This is a genomic window from Mycobacterium europaeum (assembly GCF_034555895.2).
Taxonomy (GTDB): domain Bacteria; phylum Actinomycetota; class Actinomycetes; order Mycobacteriales; family Mycobacteriaceae; genus Mycobacterium; species Mycobacterium europaeum.
This window is the reverse complement of the sequence record NZ_CP157315.1, coordinates 5,144,646-5,163,802: the sequence shown is the minus strand read 5'-3', so window position 1 is coordinate 5,163,802 and position 19,157 is coordinate 5,144,646. Positions and strand designations below refer to the sequence as shown.

The 19,157-nt window shown below is 68.2% G+C and carries 23 protein-coding genes; 7 read left to right on the top strand and 16 right to left on the bottom strand.

Annotated features, from left to right (window positions below; genetic code table 11):
* Positions 1-14 precede the first annotated feature (14 nt).
* Positions 15-1,085, top strand: coding sequence for an ATP-dependent DNA ligase (locus tag U8D42_RS23820; RefSeq protein WP_085241255.1), 1,071 nt, complete (start codon positions 15-17; stop codon positions 1,083-1,085).
* Here U8D42_RS23820 and U8D42_RS23815 read toward each other — a convergent pair.
* The gene (locus U8D42_RS23815) at positions 1,082-2,617 is read right to left on the bottom strand and encodes an HNH endonuclease signature motif containing protein (protein WP_322860827.1); all 1,536 of its coding nucleotides are present in this window, start codon (positions 2,615-2,617) and stop codon (positions 1,082-1,084) included. The two genes, U8D42_RS23820 and U8D42_RS23815, sit on opposite strands and share 4 nt — an antisense overlap.
* Positions 2,618-2,748: 131 nt before the next feature.
* Here U8D42_RS23815 and U8D42_RS23810 point away from each other — a divergent pair, with 131 nt between their 5' ends.
* Positions 2,749-3,117: a hypothetical protein gene (locus U8D42_RS23810; RefSeq protein ID WP_322860828.1), complete on the top strand. Its 369-nt coding sequence runs from the start codon at positions 2,749-2,751 to the stop codon at positions 3,115-3,117.
* Between the two features lies 1 nt (position 3,118).
* Here the strand turns inward: U8D42_RS23810 and U8D42_RS23805 are convergent, their stop codons facing one another.
* From U8D42_RS23805 to U8D42_RS23785, 5 genes are read right to left on the bottom strand one after another with little or no spacing between them, the layout of a single operon-like run.
* Positions 3,119-4,345 carry a cytochrome P450 gene (locus U8D42_RS23805; RefSeq protein WP_322860829.1) on the bottom strand — a complete coding sequence of 409 codons (1,227 nt, stop codon included), beginning with the start codon at positions 4,343-4,345 and terminating at the stop codon, positions 3,119-3,121.
* A gap of 45 nt (positions 4,346-4,390) precedes the next feature.
* Positions 4,391-4,876, bottom strand: coding sequence for an NUDIX domain-containing protein (locus U8D42_RS23800; RefSeq protein ID WP_322860830.1), 486 nt, complete (start codon positions 4,874-4,876; stop codon positions 4,391-4,393).
* 4 nt (positions 4,877-4,880) lie between these two features.
* Entirely contained in the window at positions 4,881-6,236 is a 1,356-nt protein-coding gene (locus tag U8D42_RS23795) for a WS/DGAT/MGAT family O-acyltransferase (RefSeq protein ID WP_322860831.1), read from the bottom strand.
* Positions 6,237-6,278: 42 nt separating this feature from the next.
* Positions 6,279-6,665 carry a DUF1330 domain-containing protein gene (locus tag U8D42_RS23790; RefSeq protein ID WP_322860832.1) on the bottom strand — a complete coding sequence of 129 codons (387 nt, stop codon included), beginning with the start codon at positions 6,663-6,665 and terminating at the stop codon, positions 6,279-6,281.
* Positions 6,666-6,674: 9 nt separating this feature from the next.
* Positions 6,675-7,532: an SDR family NAD(P)-dependent oxidoreductase gene (locus U8D42_RS23785; RefSeq protein ID WP_322860833.1), complete on the bottom strand. Its 858-nt coding sequence runs from the start codon at positions 7,530-7,532 to the stop codon at positions 6,675-6,677.
* A gap of 103 nt (positions 7,533-7,635) precedes the next feature.
* Here U8D42_RS23785 and U8D42_RS23780 point away from each other — a divergent pair, with 103 nt between their 5' ends.
* Genes U8D42_RS23780 through U8D42_RS23765 form a run of 4 tightly spaced genes read left to right on the top strand, consistent with a single transcriptional unit; the run spans position 7,636 to position 10,587 of the window.
* Positions 7,636-8,715: an NAD(P)H-dependent amine dehydrogenase family protein gene (locus U8D42_RS23780; protein ID WP_322860834.1), complete on the top strand. Its 1,080-nt coding sequence runs from the start codon at positions 7,636-7,638 to the stop codon at positions 8,713-8,715.
* On the top strand, positions 8,712-9,206 hold the full coding sequence (locus tag U8D42_RS23775; protein WP_322860835.1) for a VOC family protein: 495 nt from the start codon (positions 8,712-8,714) through the stop codon (positions 9,204-9,206). The genes U8D42_RS23780 and U8D42_RS23775 overlap by 4 nt, the downstream gene beginning before the upstream one ends.
* A complete protein-coding gene (locus U8D42_RS23770) occupies positions 9,203-9,976 on the top strand; it encodes an SDR family NAD(P)-dependent oxidoreductase (RefSeq protein WP_322860836.1) in 774 nt (257 codons plus the stop codon). Before U8D42_RS23775 ends, U8D42_RS23770 begins: the two co-directional genes overlap by 4 nt.
* Positions 9,973-10,587: a TetR/AcrR family transcriptional regulator gene (locus U8D42_RS23765; RefSeq protein WP_322860837.1), complete on the top strand. Its 615-nt coding sequence runs from the start codon at positions 9,973-9,975 to the stop codon at positions 10,585-10,587. The genes U8D42_RS23770 and U8D42_RS23765 overlap by 4 nt, the downstream gene beginning before the upstream one ends.
* Here the strand turns inward: U8D42_RS23765 and U8D42_RS23760 are convergent, their stop codons facing one another.
* The 10 genes from U8D42_RS23760 to U8D42_RS23715 all read right to left on the bottom strand — a co-directional run bounded on the left by U8D42_RS23760 (position 10,588) and on the right by U8D42_RS23715 (position 17,800).
* Complete coding sequence (locus U8D42_RS23760; RefSeq protein ID WP_322860838.1) at positions 10,588-11,586, bottom strand: D-2-hydroxyacid dehydrogenase family protein; 999 nt, start codon at positions 11,584-11,586, stop codon at positions 10,588-10,590. It lies immediately after the preceding gene.
* Positions 11,587-11,631: 45 nt separating this feature from the next.
* The gene (locus U8D42_RS23755) at positions 11,632-11,835 is read right to left on the bottom strand and encodes a hypothetical protein (protein WP_322860839.1); all 204 of its coding nucleotides are present in this window, start codon (positions 11,833-11,835) and stop codon (positions 11,632-11,634) included.
* A gap of 32 nt (positions 11,836-11,867) precedes the next feature.
* Complete coding sequence (locus U8D42_RS23750) at positions 11,868-12,143, bottom strand: hypothetical protein (RefSeq protein WP_322860840.1); 276 nt, start codon at positions 12,141-12,143, stop codon at positions 11,868-11,870.
* A gap of 50 nt (positions 12,144-12,193) precedes the next feature.
* Positions 12,194-13,159, bottom strand: coding sequence for an LLM class flavin-dependent oxidoreductase (locus U8D42_RS23745; RefSeq protein ID WP_322860841.1), 966 nt, complete (start codon positions 13,157-13,159; stop codon positions 12,194-12,196).
* A gap of 1 nt (position 13,160) precedes the next feature.
* Positions 13,161-13,637 (bottom strand): VOC family protein, encoded by a 477-nt coding sequence (locus tag U8D42_RS23740; protein WP_322860842.1) that lies wholly within the window; start codon positions 13,635-13,637, stop codon positions 13,161-13,163.
* Between the two features lie 14 nt (positions 13,638-13,651).
* Positions 13,652-14,401 (bottom strand): SDR family NAD(P)-dependent oxidoreductase, encoded by a 750-nt coding sequence (locus U8D42_RS23735; protein WP_085241229.1) that lies wholly within the window; start codon positions 14,399-14,401, stop codon positions 13,652-13,654.
* Entirely contained in the window at positions 14,398-15,639 is a 1,242-nt protein-coding gene (locus U8D42_RS23730) for an MBL fold metallo-hydrolase (protein WP_322860843.1), read from the bottom strand. Before U8D42_RS23730 ends, U8D42_RS23735 begins: the two co-directional genes overlap by 4 nt.
* A gap of 18 nt (positions 15,640-15,657) precedes the next feature.
* Positions 15,658-16,920 (bottom strand): sulfotransferase family protein, encoded by a 1,263-nt coding sequence (locus U8D42_RS23725; protein ID WP_090418967.1) that lies wholly within the window; start codon positions 16,918-16,920, stop codon positions 15,658-15,660.
* A 71-nt stretch (positions 16,921-16,991) separates the two neighbouring features.
* A complete protein-coding gene (locus U8D42_RS23720; RefSeq protein ID WP_322860844.1) occupies positions 16,992-17,378 on the bottom strand; it encodes a DUF2237 family protein in 387 nt (128 codons plus the stop codon).
* 89 nt (positions 17,379-17,467) lie between these two features.
* Positions 17,468-17,800, bottom strand: a complete 333-nt coding sequence (locus U8D42_RS23715) for a PE domain-containing protein (RefSeq protein ID WP_085241223.1) — start codon at positions 17,798-17,800, stop codon at positions 17,468-17,470.
* 190 nt (positions 17,801-17,990) lie between these two features.
* On the opposite strand from U8D42_RS23715, the gene U8D42_RS23710 reads away from it, so the two are divergent.
* Complete coding sequence (locus U8D42_RS23710) at positions 17,991-19,124, top strand: 1,4-beta-xylanase (protein ID WP_322860845.1); 1,134 nt, start codon at positions 17,991-17,993, stop codon at positions 19,122-19,124.
* Positions 19,125-19,157: the final 33 nt, after the last annotated feature.

Sequence of the window (19,157 nt, the reverse complement as noted above, 5' to 3'; positions counted from 1 at the left end):
AGCACAATCGGCCTATGGACCTCCCTGTCATGCCCCCGGTGTCGCCGATGCTCGCCAAATCGGTGCGGTCGATCCCACCAGACGCGTCGTACGAGCCCAAATGGGACGGGTTCAGGTCGATCTGCTTCCGTGACCGGGAGGAGGTGGAGCTCGGCAGTCGCAACGAGCGGCCCATGACGCGCTATTTTCCCGAGCTGGTGGCCGCCGCCCGGGCGGAGTTGCCCGAGCGTTGCGTGATCGACGGGGAGATCGTCATCGCGACCGCCCACGGCCTGGATTTCGAGGCTTTACAACAACGCATCCACCCGGCGGATTCGCGGGTGCGGCTGCTCGCCGAAACCACGCCGGCGTCCTTCGTCGCGTTCGACTTGCTCGCGCTGGGCGACGACGACTACACGCGGCGACCGTTCAGCGAGCGACGCGCCGCGCTCGTCGAGGCGGTGGGAAACTCCGGCCCGTCGATCCACGTCACCCCGGCCACCACCGACATCGACGTCGCGCGGCGCTGGTTCGACGAATTCGAGGGAGCCGGCCTCGACGGTGTCATCGCCAAGCCGCTGACCGTCACCTATCAGCCCGACAAGCGGGTCATGTTCAAGATCAAGCACGAGCGGACCGCGGACTGCGTGGTCGCCGGCTATCGCGTACACAAGTCGGGCGGTGACTCGATCGGCTCGCTGCTGCTCGGGCTGTACCAGGATGACGGCCAGCTGGCGTCCGTCGGGGTCATCGGCGCCTTTCCGATGGCCGAGCGGCGGCGCCTGTTTGCCGAGCTGCAGCCGCTCGTCACCGATTTCGAGGATCACCCGTGGAACTGGGCGGCCCACGAGGCGGGCGAACGCACGCCGCGCAAGAACGAATTCTCCCGCTGGAACGCGGGCAAGGATCTTTCGTTCGTGCCGTTGCGACCCGAGCGCGTGGTCGAGGTCCGCTACGACCATATGGAGGGCCGGCGGTTTCGGCACACCGCGCAGTTCAACCGGTGGCGGCCGGACCGTGACCCGCGTTCGTGCACGTACGAACAACTCGAGCAGCCGGTCACCTTCAGCCTCGGTGACATCGTGCCCGGGCTGGGACCGGGCTAGAAGGGCGGCGGCTGGTTGCGTTCGGCGATGCGGGCGGCGTTGAGCGCGCGTTCGGCATCGATGCGGCGGGCCCGGTCTTGTTGTCGGGTCCGCCGGCGCACGGGCATCATGACCCCGCGATCGCCGCGGCCGCGGTAATTCGCTGGCGCACTGGGTAATTCGCCCGTCGGCAAACACAGCACAGGAAACACCAGCCGGCTGCCCGGATGGGTGATGTACGTCTGCCCGGTCGGAGACACCCAGACCACGGTGCCGTCCGGCCGTTGCTCATCGCGCCAACCCGTCCAGAAAGTCTTCAGAAGGTGATGCTTCCTGCACAGGCACTTGAGGTTGGACGCGTGGGTGGGGCCCAGCGGGTAGGGCACCGTGTGATCGATGTCGGTGAATTCGGCGGGTCGATCACAACCGGGGAACCGGCACGTCATGTCCCGGCACCGGATGAACCGCTCCAGCTCGGCCGACGGCCGGTAGCCCGGCTCGGCCGCTGCGTCGGATGGATGGCGCACCGGCTGCACTTTGGCCCCGCCACGGATCAGCTCGGCGACCTGCGCCGGCAATATCACGCCGCCGCCAGGGATCAGCGCGGGCGGCCGGGGATCGGGGACGTCGGGCTCGGGGTCGGGGGCCAGCGCCTCCGCCAGGGTCGTCTGGTCTGTGATGGGGCGGGACCGCCGCTGCCCGGACATATGCGGATCCGTGTCGGCCTCCAGCGCCGAAGCGTCGGCGACGACGTGGATCACTACGCCGGCGGCCCGCTCGTCCTTCTCGACGCGGGCGGGGCAGTCCGTGTTGCCACAACCACACGCGAGCCGGCGAGCGCCCACGGCCAGGGCTCCCAACGCGTCGGCGCGGCGCTGAGCGACGGTGCGCGGATCCTCTCCGCACACTTCCCCGGCCATTTGCAGCAGGCGCCGGTCCAACATGGCCGCATCGTGCGCATAGAGCCGCCCCCACATGGCGGCGGTGCCCGACTCGCCATCGGATTGATCGATGACGACGTCGCGGCTGCGGGCCGCGGCGCGAGTGCGCCGCAAAGCCCCGGGATCGTGGCGGTCCACCACGACGTCGATGGCTTGCGCGGTCTTGCTTGTCGACATCGGCCCGAACCGCGCAGCGTCTTCCGCCAGGGCGGTGTCGATCAAGTGCAGTGTGTCGGCATCTTTGACGAGATCGGTGTGCCAGACCATGGTCGCCGCCAGCCGGGCACTGATCGCGCCCTCGGCGAAGAGCGCCGCCACCCGGGGCAGCCGGTTGCGCAACGCGGTAGCCAGATACATCTGCCCCGAAGCCATCGCGTGGCTGATGTTTTGCGCCGCTGCGACTTCCGCGGCCATGGCATCCCAGTTGTCACAGGACCAATGCGCGGAGCTGGTTGGCCCGTCGGCATGGCGCTCCACCAGTTCCGCGATGGCCGCCAGCCGGCACGCCGCGGCCGCCGCCTCCACCCGCGCGCACGCGGAGATGGCGGCGGCCACTTCGGCGTCCTCGGCGCGCGCCAGCTCCTCGACTGACGGCAGCCTGCGATCGAACATATTTTCGATAGTAGGCGCGAGTCGGGACGCCGGGCACCGCCCAACCACTCGCCTGTGGACAAACTTCGAACTGTGCATAACCCGCGGCACGGGCACGTTTAATACCCGCGGGGCGTGGACACGCGAACGACATGTCAGTGACAGCGTTTCAGGACCTTCCCCTGGCGGATCGCGACCGCAAGTGGGACGGTGACGCCGCCGAGAAGCGGGTCCGCAACTGGGCGGACGCCGAAGACGAGCCCAACGAGAAGTACCGCGACGCGCACGTCTGGTACGACAACGCCAAGAAGGGCAACTTCACGGCGTACAAGCTGTTGATCGCCGATGTCGTCGACGGCGACCTCAAGGCCGTGCCCCGCGGGGTGATGGCCGCGGGGGCCATCATGGACGGCGCGCGCGGCGGCATCGACCTGCCGAAGACGGACGTCGATCGAGTCAAGAGCCACTTGGCCAAGTACTACGAGAAAATGGGCGAAGACCCGCCATGGGAACGCGGCTGAGCTAAATCGCGACGGGCAGGTGCGACAGCCCACGCAGCGTGACGTTGGCCTTATATTGCGGCTCTCCGCTCAGTCGCGCGCCCGGGAAGCGTGCCGTTACCGCCGACAGCGCCACGGCGGTCTCCAGCCGGGCCAGCGGGGCGCCCAGGCAGTAGTGCGCGCCCCGGCCAAAGCCTAAGTGTCGCAACCCCTTCCGGTCCGGGTCGAACACATCGGGCCGATCGAATTCCGCGGGATCACGATTAGCCGCGGCGAGCAGGAGCATCATGACGTCGCCCGTCGGCACGTCCACGCCACCAATCGTCATGTCCGCGAGCGCGATTCGGCCCACCAGCTGCACGGGCGGGTCGTAGCGCAACGTCTCTTCGACGATCGCCGGCGCCCGGCCGGGGTCGGCGCCCAGGGCGCCCCACTGCCCGGGATTGCGCAGCATTGCCAGCACCGCGTTCCCGATGAGATTCACCGTGGTCTCGTGTCCGGCGATCAGGAGCAGGTTGCAGGTGGAGACGATCTCCTCCTCGGTGAGTTGATCGCCGGACTCCTCCACGGCGATCAGGCCCGACAGCAGGTCGTCGCCGGGTCGTGAACGGCGGCGCTCGATCAGCCCGTGGAAGTATTCGCGCAGCCACGCCCCGGCCTGTTGTCGTTCCTTCGCGATGTCCGGCGGCACGCCGGTGATCGTGGAAAACGGGTCCAGCGCCTGAGCCAACAACGCCGACGCACGGCTGAACTGTGGCTCGTCGTCGAGCGGCACACCAAGCAGCCGGCAGATCACCGCCACCGGCAGTGGGTAGGCGAAATCGTCGACGACCTCGAAATGGCCCTCGTCGGCGACCCGATCGAGCATTCCGTCGACCAGCGAACGAATGTCGGGCTCGAGCGCGCTCACCACCTTGGGCGCGAAGGCCTTGCTGACCAGCCTGCGCAGGCGGGTGTGGTCGGGCGGATCGAGAAAGAGGAAGCCCGGCGGTCCCTGTCGGCGCGGTGCCGTTCCGGCCTCGGCCTGGCGCTTGGCGACCGTCGAGTTGACGTTGTCGCTGCTCGACGACGGGTGCCGCAACACTTCGTCGCAGTCTCGGTAACGCAAGAACACCGCAAGGTTGGCGTCGGGCAGCGACAACGCCCCGCCGTCGCGAAACTGCGCACAGAGCCGATACGGGTCGGGCCGGTTGGCCGGGTCCAGCAGCTGCAGCAACAACTCCTGGGAATCGGTCGGCGCGGTTGTCATGCGGCCATTGTGCCCGCGGCGGCGGCCGGCCGGGATGTCCGCATGTCAGGTCCCTTCGTGCGATGCCGTCACGTCCGGATGTGCCGTCAATCGATCCAGAAAACCCAACTGGCCCTTCAGCAGCTTGGCGCGCGCCTGCGCCACCGTAAACCAGCCCACCCGATCGACCTCCGGGAACTCCCGCACCGTGCCCGAGCCCTTCGGCCATTCCAATTCGAAGGTGTTGCTGCGCGCGCCGGTCACGTCGAGGTCGCCGCGCACGGCGAAAGCGGTGACCACCTTGCCGCCGGACTGTTTGAGCTGTCCGAGGTCCAGCCGGGGCCCCGCCGGCACGGAAAGCCCGAGCTCTTCGGAGAACTCGCGTTGCGCGGCGACCCACGGATCCTCTCCGTCGGCGAACTCGCCTTTGGGAATCGACCAGGCCCCGTCGTCTTTTCGCGCCCAGAACGGGCCGCCCGGATGCGCGATCAGGACCTCCACGACGCCGTCGCGGGTCCGGTACAGCAGCACCCCCGCACTGAGCTTCGGCATCCGCTCAGGACCCGACCGAACGTTCCAGGTCCTTGAGCGACGACTCCAGGTGCGCGAGCAGGCGCTGCAGGTGCGGCACGCTGCGCCGGCAGCCCACCAGGCCGAAGTCCAGGTTGCCGGCGTTGTTGGCCAGGGTGATGTTCAGCGCCTGGCCGTCCAGCGCGATGGACAGCGGGTAGTTGCCGTCGAGGCGGGCGCCGCCGTAGTAGATCGGCTGCGTGGGCCCCGGAACGTTCGAGATGATGATGTTGAACGGCGGCGACGTGGACGCCACCCAGCCCGGTAAGGCGGCCAGGGCCAACGCCGACGTGTTGGCCGCGGACAGCGCCAGCGCCTGGAAGCGGGGCAGCTGCGAGAAGACCGTCTTGTTACGGCGCATCGAATCGCTGATGGTCTGCAGTCGCTGCGCGGGGTCGTCGGTGTCGGTGGCGAGATTGCACAGGATGGCGCCGACGAGGTTGCCCCCGGCGTCGGCCTCGTCCTCGGTGCGCAGGCTCACCGGAACCATCGCGATCAGCGGGGTGTCCGGCAGGGCGTTCTGCTCGAGCAAGTAGGTGCGCAGGGCGCCCGAACACATCGCCAGCACGACATCGTTGACGGTCACCCCGGCGGCCTTCTTGACGCCTTTGATGCGGTCCAGCGACCATGACTGCGCGGCGCACCGACGCGCCCCGCCGATCTTGACGTTGAGCATCGTGCGGGGGGCCCCGAAGGGCAAGGTCAGCTGCTGCTCGAGCAGCGCCGCGCGGGCCAGCGAGATCGTCGACGGGGCGAGTGCCGCAACGGATCCCGCCGCATGCAGCAGCGAGCGCAAGGGGCTCACCGGGCTGCTCTTGCGCTTGCCTTTGGGCAGGCTCCACGGCGCGCGAATCTCGGCGTCGCCGGGGTCCGTCGACAACGCCCGCTGCATCAGCTTCTGCGCGGAGACGCCGTCGATCAGCGCATGGTGAACCTTGGTGTAGATCGCGAACCGGCCATCCTTGAAGCCCTCGATGATGTGCGTCTCCCACAGGGGGCGGTGACGATCCAACAGGCTGCTGTGCCACCGGGAAGTCAGCTCGAGCAACTCACGGATTCGCCCCGGCGACGGCACCGCCGAGCGCCGGACGTGGTAGTCGACGTCGACGTCTTTGTCGTAGGACCAGCCCAGGCTGGCTATTCCGCCTACGAATGCCGCCGGATGCTTGCGGAAGGTGGGCTGGAAATCGTCCTGCGCGATCAACCGGTCATAGAGGTCCCGGACGAAGCCGCTACCGGCACCGTCGGGCATCTCGAACAACTGCAAGCCACCGACGTGCATGGGGTGTTCCCGCGACTCTCCGAGCAGAAATATCGCGTCGGTGGGCATCATCAGTTCCATCCACCAATTACACGCGACGGTGCGCGAACCCGCTAGCACCCTTTATTCGGGCGCCAGCGACCACACCGATGTCGCGATCAGGTCGCCGCGGTCGAGCCCGGCGGCGCGATGTTCGTGCACTTTCGCGTACTCCGGCGTGCTCACCATGTCCATGAATGCCTGCGGCGTCGGGTATTCGACGACCAGAATCGCGTCCCACCAAGGCTTTTCGCCATCCCCTATCACGAAGGTCGGCGCGGTCCCCACATAACGGACGGTGGCACCCACGCGCCGCAGGTGCGGCGCGACCTCCAGGGCGTAGCGCTGGTAGGACTCCCGTCCGCCCGGGGTCTTGAACTTCAGCAGGTTGACCATCACCACCGGCTCGTCGGCGGGCCGGGTGGCCAGGGCCGCGAACTGTTCGGGAGTGGGCTCCAGGGAATGGCTCATGAAAGACGATTACAGCAGATCGGTGATGGTCTTCAGGCCCGCTTCGTACAGGACGCCGGGCAACATGCCACCGTCGTGCTCGATGGTGGTGCCGTTGACGAAGTCGGCCTCGCCGCTGGCGAGGAAGACGCAGACCCTGCCCACCTCCGCCGGTTCGCCCGCCCGGCGCAGCGGGACGGCCGCGAAATACTTTGCGCCGGTGGGGTCGTCTTTGGGCAGCACGAACGACCGGAAGTTCTCGGTCATGGTCGGTCCCAGTGCGATGCAGTTGACCCGGACCTCGGGCCCCCACTCCTCGGCCAGCGACCGGGTGAGATGGTTGAGCCCGCTCTTGGCGGCGCCGTAGGAGACCAACGTCGGTGACCCCGCCGGATGCCCGGCCCCGCTGGAGATGTTGATGATGCAACCGACGCCGTCCTGGGTGCGCATCTGCCGGTACGCGCGGATCGCGAACCACAGCGGGCTGATCAGGTTCATCTGTACCGCGAACGCGTGAAACAGCGCCGTGCGCTCATACTCGTCGTCGCTCGCCGGCGCCCCCTGAATGCGTTGCACCAGTTGAGGAATGCTCTCCGCGTGCGGGGCCGGAACGGTGCCGCCGGCATTGTTCACCAGGATGTCGATGCGGCCGTGCTCGGCGACGACATCGGCGACGAAGGAGTCGATCGCACGGCAGTCCCCTTGGTCGCAGACCTTCTGCGAGGCGCGCTCCGCCCAATCGGGTTCGACGCCGGGAATGGCGTCCAGGGGCGAACGGGAACAGCCGATGACGGTGGCGCCGGCGCGGAGCAGTTCATGGGCGATGCCGACGCCCACACCGCGGCTGGTTCCCGTCACGATCGCGACTTTGCCGTCCAGGACACTCATGACAGGCCTTCCTAACGCCGATGTTGACAGTCACTGTCAGCTAGTCATACTGTGCCATTCCGGTCATCGGCGTGTAAAGGCATGCGATTCGGAGGTCACCCAGATGAGCAGTCCGTCCAAGATCCGCGTCATCCAATGGGCGACCGGGGGCGTCGGCAAGGCGGCCATCGCGTGTGTGCTCAATCATCCGCAGCTGGAGCTGGCCGGTTGCTGGGTGCACTCGGCGGACAAGAACGGCCTCGACGTCGGCCGGATCCTGGGGACCGCGGACCTCGGGGTCACCGCCACCTCCAGCGCTGAGGAGATCCTGGCGCTGGACGCCGACTGCGTCGTGTACAGCCCGTTGGTGCCCAACGACGACGAGGTCATCGCGATCCTGCGATCCGGCAAGAACGTCGTCACCCCGGTCGGCTGGGTCTACCCCGACCCCGCCAACTCGCGGCACCGGGCCGTCGCGGACGCCGCGGTCCAGGGCGGGGTGACCCTGCACGGTTCCGGGATCCACCCCGGCGGCATCACGGAGCGGTTCCCGCTGATGCTGTCGTCGCTCTCGTCGGGCGTCACCCATATCCGCGCCGAGGAGTTCTCCGACATCCGCACCTACAACGCCCCGGACGTCGTGCGCCACATCATGGGCTTCGGCGGCACCCCCGAGGAGGCCATGCAGGGCCCCATGGCCGGCCTGCTGGACGGGGGCTTCAAACAATCGGTTCGAATGATCGCCGACCACATGGGATTTCGCATCGACCCCAACATCAGGACCATCCAGGACGTCGCGGTCGCGACCGCCGACATCGACTACGCCCCGTTCCCGATCACGACGGGAGCCGTGGCCGCGCGCCGGTTCCGCTGGCAGGCCATGGTGGACGGCGAACCCGTGATCACGGCGGCGGTCAACTGGTTGATGGGCGAGGAAAACCTGGACCCGGCCTGGGATTTCGGTGGGCGCGGCGAACGGTTCGAGGTCGAGATCACCGGCGATCCCACGGTGTGCCTCACCTTCAAGGGCCTGCAACCCGAGACGATCGCCGAAGGGCTGGTGAAGAATCCCGGCGTGGTGGCCACGGCCAACCATTGCGTCAACGCGATCCCCGACGTCTGCGCCGCCGAACCCGGCATCAAGACCTACCTCGACCTGCCCCTGTTCGCCGGTCGCCCCGCTCCCGGCCTCGCCGCGTCATGACCGGCGTCCTCGGCGACGTCTCGTTCTGCCACCTCGTCGTCGGGGTGACCGACATGGACCGCGCCCTGGAGTTCTACCGCGACCTGCTGGGCATGGAGGTCGTCTTCGAAACCCTGGTCTCCGGTGAACCTTTCGACGCTGTGCTGCACGCCACCCGCAAGCAGGAGGGCCGGGTGGTGGGCGGACTGCTCGGCGGGTTGATGGTCGAGTTGCTGTCGCTGGGTAAATCGGATCACCGGCCGGCACGTAGTGGCATCACCGGAATCCACAACGTCGCGCTGTCGGTGACCGACCTCGACGAAACCCACCGCCGTGTCACCGCGGCCGCTTACGCCCCCGATCAGGATCCCTTCGAAATCGGCGGCGTCCGAATGTTTTTCGTCAAGGATCCGGACGGGACCGCCGTCGAGTTCATCGAACTTCCCGGCGGCGCGCGCAGCACGTACGAGATGCACCGCGGCGTACCCGTCCGGATGGGGCCCGCGACATGAGCTACTCGCATCCCGATTCGATGCGCGGCCACGTGGCGGTCGTCACCGGCGCCGCCCAGGGTGTGGGCAAGGGCACCGCCGCCGCACTGCTGGAGCGCGGCGCATCGGTGCTGCTGGTCGACATCCAGGACGAGTTGCTGGGCAAAACCGCCGAGGAACTCGCGGCGATCGGTCGCGTCGAGAAGCTCACCGCCGACCTGCGTGAGCCGGACAGCGCTCAACTGATCGTGACGGCCGCTGTCGACGCCTTCGGCACGGTCCACGGCTTGGTGAACAACGCGATCGCCACCAACGAACCCAAGGCGTTCGTCGACATCACCACCGAAGACTTCGCGCTCGGCCATGAGGTCGGCCCGCGCGCGACCTTCCTGCTCATGCAGGCCGTATACCCCGTCATGGTCGACGCGGGCGGCGGGTCGATCGTCAACCTGGGCTCGGGGACGGGCACCGGCGGCGAGCCGAAGTGGGGCGGCTACGCCGCCGCCAAGGAGGCCATCCGGGGCCTGTCGAAGGTCGCCGCCCTGGAGTGGGGGCGCGACAACATTCGCGTCAACGTCATCTGCCCGTTCGCCGAATCGGACGGCGTCAAGTTCTGGAAGTCGTTCGCCCCCAAGGAGTACGAAAAGGCCGTGGGACGCGTGCCGATGAAGCGCATCGGCGATGTCCGCACGGACGTGGGCGCGCTGGTGGCGTTCCTGCTGGGCACCGACTCGACGTTCGTCACCGGGCAGACCATTCACGTCGACGGCGGGATCGGCTGTTTCCGGTGAGCGCGCCCGGCAGGCCGGAGTCGCTGCGCGATCGGCAGCGCGCACAGATCCGGGCCGACCTCCGGCGCGCGGCGTTCCGGCTGTTCGTCGAGCGGGGGTACGACGCCGTCACCACGGAGGAGATCGCCGCCGCCGCGGGCGTTTCGGCGCGCACTTTCTTCCGGCATGTGCCGACGAAAGAAGACCTGCTGCTCGCGCCCGTTCGCCATGGCGGGGCCGCGATCGTCAACCTGCTCGAGCAGCGGCCCGCGAACGAGGCCCCGGATGTCGCGTTGATCAACGCCATTGTCACGCGGACCCGGGCGTTCGAGGAGGCCGACACCGACGAGTGGCGAGAAGCGCTGCTGGTGGCGCCCGATCTGCTCGGCAAGGTGACGGTCCACACGCCCGCCGACAAGGAGCGGGCGGCCAAGCTGATCGCCGCGCGCATGAGGGTCAACCCGGACGCCGACATGCGTCCCGGCCTGCTGGTGCAACTCGCCTTCGCCGCGGCCGATTTCGGCTTCCAGCAATGGGTCCGCCGGCCCGCTCGGGCGTGGCCGCTGCACCGCTACGTCACCGAGGCGCTGGAAGCGGTGAGGAGTCCGCACTGGAGAGGGAAGCGCGGCTGATCAAGCCCGCGAGGCCTCGGGGTTGGCGATCCGGATCGGGTCGCCGTCCAGCCAGGCGACCACCGCCTCCACGGTGTCGGAGTAAAAGGCGCCGAGCATTTCACGGGTGACATACCCCAGGTGGGGTGCCAGGGTGACATTCGGGAGCAATCGAAGCGGGTGGTCGAACGGCAGCGGTTCGACGTCGTAGACGTCAAGCCCAGCGCCGGCGATACGCCCCGCGGTGAGGGCGGCGATCATGGCGGCCTCGTCGACGATCGGCCCGCGCGACGTGTTGATCAGGAATGCGTGCGGCTTCATCAGGGCGAGTTCGGATTCGCCGACCAGCCCGCGCGTGCGCTCCGAGAGCACCAGATGGACGGAGACCACGTCGGACTCCTCGAACAGCGCCGCCTTGTCGACCCGGCGCGCACCGACCGCCGCGGCGGCTTCCGCGGTGAGGTTCTGACTCCACGCGATGACCTCCATGCCAAAGGCTTTGGCGTATCCGGCCATCCGCTGGCCCACCCGTCCGAGGCCGAGCAGGCCGAGCGTCTTGCCGGACAGCGTGAGACCCGTCGTCACCTGCCAGCCGCCGTCCCGCATGCGTCGGTGTTCCTCGGCCAGGTTGCGTACCGTGGCGATCAGCAGTCCCCACGCGAATTCCGGCGTGGCGTCCTGCACGGAGCGGAATCGCGGATGGGTGAAGTCGGTGTGGGCGACGAGGATCCCCCGCTCCGTGGCCGCGGCCATGTCCAGGTTGGGCAGGCTTTTGCCGACGATGGTGATGAGCTTGAGGTTGGGCAGCCGCTCGAGCAGCGTCCGCGGCAGCGCCATCCGCTCGCGCAGGGTGCAGATCACGTCGAACGGCCGCAGCGCCTCCGCCGCGTCCTCCTCGGACAGGTGCCGGTCGAAAACCGTCACATGGGAACGGCTTTGCACCGGCGACCAGTCGGCGAGCCGTAGTGCCACGCCCGCGTAGTCGTCGAGGATCGCCACCTGGGGCGCAGGGTTCGCCATCGCCCCATTGAACCCTAGGTCAGGTCGCGCACTCGGCCTTTCGGGCTAGCAATTAGCACCGGAGACGCAGCCGCTGTCGGGGACGCGAGCGGGGCTCGTCTGCGGCGTGGACGGACTGGACGACGTGGGCGTTGCCGGCGCCGCGGGCGCGAGCCCCACCGGCGTGTCGACACCGTACCCGACCAGGGCCGTCAGCGCGGCGGCGCCACCCAAGGCCGCAATTGCGGTATTCGCCTGCGATCTCTTCATCGGTGCTCCATCACGCGCGGACCGGGCGCGGCTCAGCCCCCACCTCCGCCGCCGCCACCGCCGGCACCTCCGGCGGCGCCCCCGCCACCGGCACCGCTTTCACCGCTACCGCCGTTACCGTACGTCCCGCCGTAAACGGGCGGTGGGGGCGGCGGGGGCGCCGGGCTGGACGACGTCGGCACGGGCGGCGCCGCCGGCGTGTTACTTGCCAGCGTGCTTGCGGCGGCACCGCCGCCGAACGTGACGGCCAGTCCGAGTGTGGCGGCGCCGCCGAGGACGGCCAGGGTCTTTCTCGTGTCAGGTTTCATGGTTGGCCGCATACCCCTTATTCGCATGCGCAATCCGAACTTTCGCGTAGTTAGCTGAGCGCGGGCAGGACCTTGTCGGTGAGGAGCTGGACCGACGTCCACGCCTCGTCGACGGGCATGCCGCCGACCAGCGGGTGCATCACGAGCGGTCCGTAGTTGTCGGCGCCGCGCACCTCGGCGATCAGCTCGTCGGGGGTCAGGAACCGGTAGCGGCCCGACGCCCTGACCTCGTCCAGCGTCTGCACGCCGGGCAGATGCATCAGGGACCGCTGGTCGGTCGACCATCCGCCGTAAGTGACGGCCTCCCAAAGGATGTGGTCACCGAGCTCGGCCCAGGCCCGGTCGGGGTCCTCGTGCAGGAAGATCATGCCGCGGTTGACCGGCCCCGGCATGAGGATGAACGGCGTCATGCCGGCCTCGACACACAACTCCCGGTAGTAGGCGGCCACCTCGGGCAGGTGGTCGGCCAGACTGAGCGGCAGCCGGAACCGTGCCGCCCGTCGCGCCGTGACCGGCGCGCCGCCCCCGACGTACAGCGGTGGATGCGGCCGCGTCCAGGTGCCGGTGCAGAGTCCCGGCTCGGCACCGGACCACACCGACAGCATCCGCTCCAGCAGGCTGTCCATCAGCGCACCGCGCCGTGCGAAATCGGCTCCCAGCGTGTCGTATTCGACCGTGCGGTAGCCGAGGCCGACCGTGGTGTGCAGCCGGCCCCGGCTCATGTTGTCGACCAGGGCGATGTCCTCGGCGAGGCGCACCGGATTCCAGAGCGGGCCCAGGGCACAGTCCACGCTGGCGATCAGCCTCGAGGTCCGCGCCAGGAACATGGCCGCCGCCATGATGGGGTTACAGCTCCAGCCGTGTCCCGTCGCGTGGTGTTCGTCGACGCTGACGGAGGTGATGCCGCGCGACTCGCCCCACTGCGCCAATTCGAGGGCAGCGGACAACAGCGCGCTCTGCGTGCGCGGTTCACCCTGCGGCGACGCGAAATTGAAGCGCAACACCGTCAGCAACACGTCACGCCTCCCGCGGGGCCATCGACTGCAGGAACGCCGGGAAGTCGGGAAACAGCGCGCGATCGACGATTTCGATCCGCGCGCCGAACGCGTCGGTGAAGTAGGCGAACATCCCGAGGTCGGAGCCGGGCACCTCGGCGGTCATCTCGAGGGTGAAGCCGTTGTCCCGCAGCGCTCGTGCGCTCGCGGCCAGGTCGTCGCTGAAGTAGCCGAGGTGGTGGACCGCGTTGCCCGGCGGGGCGGTCCACGGCGTACCGGGCACCTCCTGCACGAGTTCGACGTGCGGGCTCTGCAACGAGTAGACGATCGTCGATGTCAGCTCGCGGACGCCGGCCGTGGTGCGGAACGGCAAGGTGTAGCTCATCGGCGTGATCCACCGGTAGCCGGCCAGTGCCCTCAGCCGGGCCATGGCCGCCTCGAGGTCGGGCACGACGATGCCGGTGTGGTAGAGGTCCTCGGGTCGCAGCGCAAGTGCCATGTTTTCCTCGTGTCTCAGACGCAGTCCGACGCGGCGTCGACGACGAACACCGCGCCGCTGGTGTAGCTGCTTTGCTCGGTGCACAAGAAGGCGATGGTGGGGGCGATCTCCCCCACGGAACCGAAGCGGCGCAACGGGATATGCGCCAGCTCGGCCTCCACCAATTCGGCCGAGCCGTGCATGGGCGCGGTCATCGGGGTATCGACGGCACCTGGCGCCACCGCGTTCACCCGAATGCCCTTTGGCGCCCACTTGACGGCGAGATTCCTCGTGATACAGACGATCCCGGCCTTCGCCGCGCCGTAGCCGGGCACTAACGGGACCGCACGCAGTGCGGACATCGACGCCAGGTTCACCACGCTCGCGCCGCCCGCCGCCGTCGACGTCCGCAGGGCACGATAGAGCCCGACAGTCAGCCGATAGGGTCCGGTGAGGTTGAGCGCGACCGACGCCTCGAACCCTTCCGGCTTCGATTCATCAAGGCCGCCGGGGAAATTGGCGCCGGCGTTGTTGACCAGCACGTCGAGGGCGGTGAATTTCTGCGCCAGCGCGTCGACCGACTCCGGATCGCTGATCTGCAGCTGATGGTAATCCATGCCGGACAGGTCGGCCTGATAGTCGGCCGGCCCCGGCTTGGTTCCGGTGACGGCGACGCGGGCCCCGGCGTCGCGGAACAAGACCGCGGTCGCGTGCCCGATTCCGCTGGTGCCGCCGGTGATCAGGGCCGTGGTGCCGCTGAAGTCGAAGCTGGCGCGTGCCGTCATGAGTTCCTCGCGATCTGGTGTCTGAGCCAGGCGCTTTCCCAGAAGTTGGAGCAGCCGGCCAGAAGCTTTTCGTGGGCGTCCCGCAACACGGCCCGCGCCCCGGTGTGGTCCGACGGCAGGAGCTCGGCGAGGTGGATGGCCTGCAGCGGGCGGCCGGCCGCCAGGTGTTCCCGAGCCCTGCCCACCACAGCGTCGGCCCCGGCAAGCTCGACCACGTCGGCGGCGACGGTGTCGAACCCGACCGGATAGAGTTCGGTGGTCGACTCGTGGTGAAACCATCCGGAGTAGTTCTCCCAGACGGCCCGCACGTCCCAGGCCACCTTCCCGTAGCCCTGCCCCACTTCGCATTCCGGGGGCAACGTGATCTCCCGCATCAGCGTCCGCACGTCCTTGCCGGCGTTCATCCCCTCCACGGTGCGATCGTGGACATAGGCGATCGCGTCCCGCAGCCGGGTCAGTTCGGCATGGATGCGTTCGGCGCCCGCGATCGGCTCGAAATGGCCGGTCACCAGGAGCTCGGGGCGCAGGTCGCGCACCCGCTCCACCGACGCGACGGCCGCCAGGGCGTCGCGGTACCGGTCACCGCGCATGGTCACCAGGTTGGGGATGTGCCCAAACAGCGGCCCGAAGACGTTGCCGCACAGGCAGATTTGCTCGTCCGGCAGCCACACCACCAGCGAATCGGTGGTTTCGCCGCCCGGCACGGAGATCAGCTCCATCCGCCGACCACCGAGCTGCAGGGTCAGGGTGTCTTCGAAGTCGAGGTCGACGACGGGAACACTCTGACCGGCCAGCCGCGTGCTATCGAGGCGTCGCTGAATCGCTTGGATCCCGGCCGCCAGGGTGTCCTTGAACGCGAAGGCGCTGCGGCCGGCACGGTAGGGCATGAGGCGCTCGTTGTCGTCGCGCCACAACGTCCAGTTCGCCTGGGCCACCACGGTGGTCTCCGGGTCGCGCACGCTGTCCAAGCCGCCGACGTGGTCGACGTGCCCCTGGGTGAAGATGACGTAGCGCACCGGGGAGGCGTCGACGGCGTCGAAGTTGGCGCGATGCACCGGGCCCTCGAACCCCATACCGGTATTGACGATCACCCGGCCTTCATCTGTGGTGAGCAGGTAGGCGTTCGAGAGCCCCGGCGAACACCACAGCCCGGGCGCGATCTCCTCGGCCCGGTCGGCGGCCGCGGGCCGCATGGCGTCGGCCCCGGGCCTGGTGCGGTAGACCGGTTCGAAACTCATCGCTCTCGTCGCCTCTCACTAGCTCTCGGCATGGACGTCGAACCTGTCGAAGTAGAAGTCGAAGCGACCGCGGAGCTCGGCCGGGGTGACGCCGAAGTGCCGTTGCAGGTCGTAGTGGATGCGACCGTGTTTGCCGCGCGGATTGCCCGCCAGGTATTTGTCGAACTGTGCGCGCACCTTCGGTGTCAATTCGACGCCGCCGCATTGGTAAAGCCGTTCGAGCACCGGCATTTCGTTGCCGTTGAGCTGATGGAAGCCGATGTCGATGCTGCGTTCGTCCGGCACGAGATCGCGGTCGCGCACGCATGCGCTCAGCAGCCGGTGCACCCGGTCGGTCCAGTAGTCGAGTAGCCAGTCCGGATCGATGCTCGTTCGTCGTAGTCGATCGGAGTAGGCCATCATCGTGACCGCCGACTGGATCACCGCAACGGGATCGCGGTGTGTGAAAGCCACTGTCGCGTCGGGAAACGTCGCCAGGAGCGGACCCAGTTGCTCACAGTGCTGAGGGCTCTTCAGAATCCAGGTCCGCGGGCCGCGCAGGAAGGTCAGCGCCTGGAGAACCTTCCTCAGGTATGCGTAATGCCGGGTCTGGTCCAGGTTCAGGTAGTAGTCGCGCCAGTCCGGCACGCGCGCATGCCATTCCAGGACATAGGCGGCCATATCGAGGTCGAGGAGTTCGACCTCCTCCTCGATCGCCTCGGGGAACCGGTCGTGCATGGCGGCGACCGCCGGCGCGCTGGCCATCAGCGCGTCGTGCTCGGAGCTGGCCCGCGCGTAGCGCGGGTCGATCCCGAAGATGTCGGGACCCTGGCCACGCGCGGGAATCGGTTCCTGGCTCTCCCAGTACGGCAGCGCCCGCCGACGAGGGTCGGCGGCAATGAGATTCACCAGATGGGTGGTACCCGACCGCGGCATTCCGACGACGATGAACGGGTTCTCGATCGGGATGGCTTCGATTTCGGGATAACGACGGAGGAGATCGGTCAGCGACAACCGGTTGCGCAGCAACCGCACGACGCGTTGCCGCAGCGACGAGCGGGTGAGCTGCCGCAGGCCCACGTCGCCTTCGATCGCGGCGACGTGGGCGGCGAGACGATCGCCGAATCCGTCGACGTCGTCGATATCGTCGACCCCGGCCTGCTCGACCGCCTCGGCGAGCATCCGGTCGATGCCGAACTCGACGACTCTGGCCTCGGTGAATTCCAGGATCTGGCGTTGGACGTCGGTCAGCTTGGGCGCGGTCAGGTCGTCGAAGTCGATGTCGTCAACGGCAGAGCCCACCGGATCCTCTTTTCGACGTGTCGCCGACGGAAAATATGACACAGACGCTAGCCGTCGAGCCGGCGTGGCCCCTACAGGTTCGCCAAGTCGTCGGGCACGTCGACCTTGTGTTCCTGCAGCACCTCCAGCGGCACGACCTCGAGGGTGCGCTCGTGCGTGCAGGCCAGCACCACCGGCGCGGCGCAGCCATCCTGATGCGCCCGAAGCCAATTCAGCGCGGTGACGCACCAACGATCACCGGGCAGCAGTCCGGGGAACCGGTATTCGGGAACCGGCGTCAGCAGGTCGTTGCCGATGGACCGCTGGTGCTCCAGGAATTCGGCCGTCATGACCGCACAGATCGTGTGCCGGCCGAGGTCCTCGGGCCCCGTCGAGCAGCAGCCGTCGCGGTAGTACCCGGTAAGTGGCTCTGTGCCGCACGGTTCCAGCGGACCGCCTAACACATTTCGCTCGCGCACGTATTCAGTATCGCGCTCGGTGGGGTGAAGTTTGAAGTGACTTTGCCGTCCGCTGCCCGGCGAATTTCTCCGGGCGGCAAAGAGCGGGGTCATCCCGCCATCGGGTAGCCGGCCAGCGGGCGGGCGCCGAGGACGCTTCGCGCCGCGGCCGCGTCGACCTCCGTGTAGATGCGGGCGATGTCGACGATCGCCGTGCCCGTCCGGACCAGCTCTCCTTGCGCCGTCGCGTGCAGTGCCAGGAAGGCGGTGGCCTCCGCGGCGAACGCGAGGGCCGCCTGCGCTGACACCTCGTCGGCACCGGCGGGAAGCAGCGCCGTGGTGGGAGGCGATGCGGTCACACCGGCCTGCAGCCCCTGCATGGCGCCCCGGACGACGTCGGACCCGACGTTGGCGGCGGCCGGATCGAATGACAGTGCCTGCACGGGCCTACTCCTCCACGCCGATATGTCGTGGGGGAATCATAGCACCAGGCAACTGTTTGGGTATGCAAAACTTTTCCTGAGAAAGAGTTAAGCGGTGCGGGTGACGGAGCGATAACAATTCCCACGTCAAGCCGGCGCGACGCGCTGAGCAAATCCCGGGGAAATGGCCGGGAAAATTTATCGTCACATCGTGCACCGAAGAACGGCCCTCAAGCTGCCACTTTTGCTGGCAGCAGGCACCGCGCTGGCGCGAGCCCCCCGCGCCTCCGCGGAGGAACGCGGCCGGTGGCCCGCCGACCGGGCGAACCGCTGGTACCAGGCGCAGGGCTTCCTCGTCGGGTCGAACTACATCACCTCCAACGCCATCAACCAGCTCGAGATGTTCCAGCCAGACACCTACGACCCGCGGCGCATCGACACCGAGCTCGGCTGGGCCAGGTTCTACGGACACAACACCGCCCGGGTGTTCCTGCACGATCAGCTGTGGGCCCAGGACCAGCGCGGCTTTCAGACGCGGCTCGCGCAGTTCGTCGACATCGCCGCGCGCCACCGCATCAAACCGCTGTTCGTGTTCTTCGACTCATGCTGGGACCCGGCGCCCCGGGCGGGCCGCCAGCGCCCGCCGACGCCCGGGGTGCACAACTCCGGCTGGGTGCAGAGCCCGGGCGCCGAACGCTTGGGCGACCCCCGCTACACCGGCGTCATGCGCGACTACGTCACGGCCGTGTTGACGCAGTTCCGCAACGACGACCGCATCCTGGGCTGGGATCTGTGGAACGAGCCCGACAACCCGGCACGCCAATACCGCAACACCGAGCGCAGCGACAAGGAACAGCTCGTCGGCAATCTGCTGCCGCAGGTATTCCGCTGGGCGCGCGCGGTGGACCCCAGCCAACCGCTCACCAGCGGCGTGTGGCGCGGCGACTGGGGACAACCCCAGGGCCGCAGCGCAATCAGCGATATTCAGCTGGCCAACGCCGACGTGATCACGTTCCATTCCTACGCCGACCCCGCGGGCTTCGAGTCCCGGATCGGCGAGCTCGCCCCGCTCGGCAGACCGATCCTGTGCACGGAGTACATGGCGCGGCCACGGGGCAGCACCGTCGAGGCCATTCTGCCGGTGGCCAAGCGCCACAACGTCGGAGCCATCAACTGGGGCCTGGTCGCCGGCAAGACGCAGACCTACTTTCCCTGGGAATCGTGGGACCACCCGTACACCACGATCCCGAAAGTCTGGTTCCACGACCTGCTCGCGCCCGACGGCCGACCCTTCAGGGACAGCGAGGCGCTGACGACCCGAAAGCTGGCCGGCACCCAGGCTTGAGCGGGGCCGTTCGGTTAGCCGAATTCGCCGTTG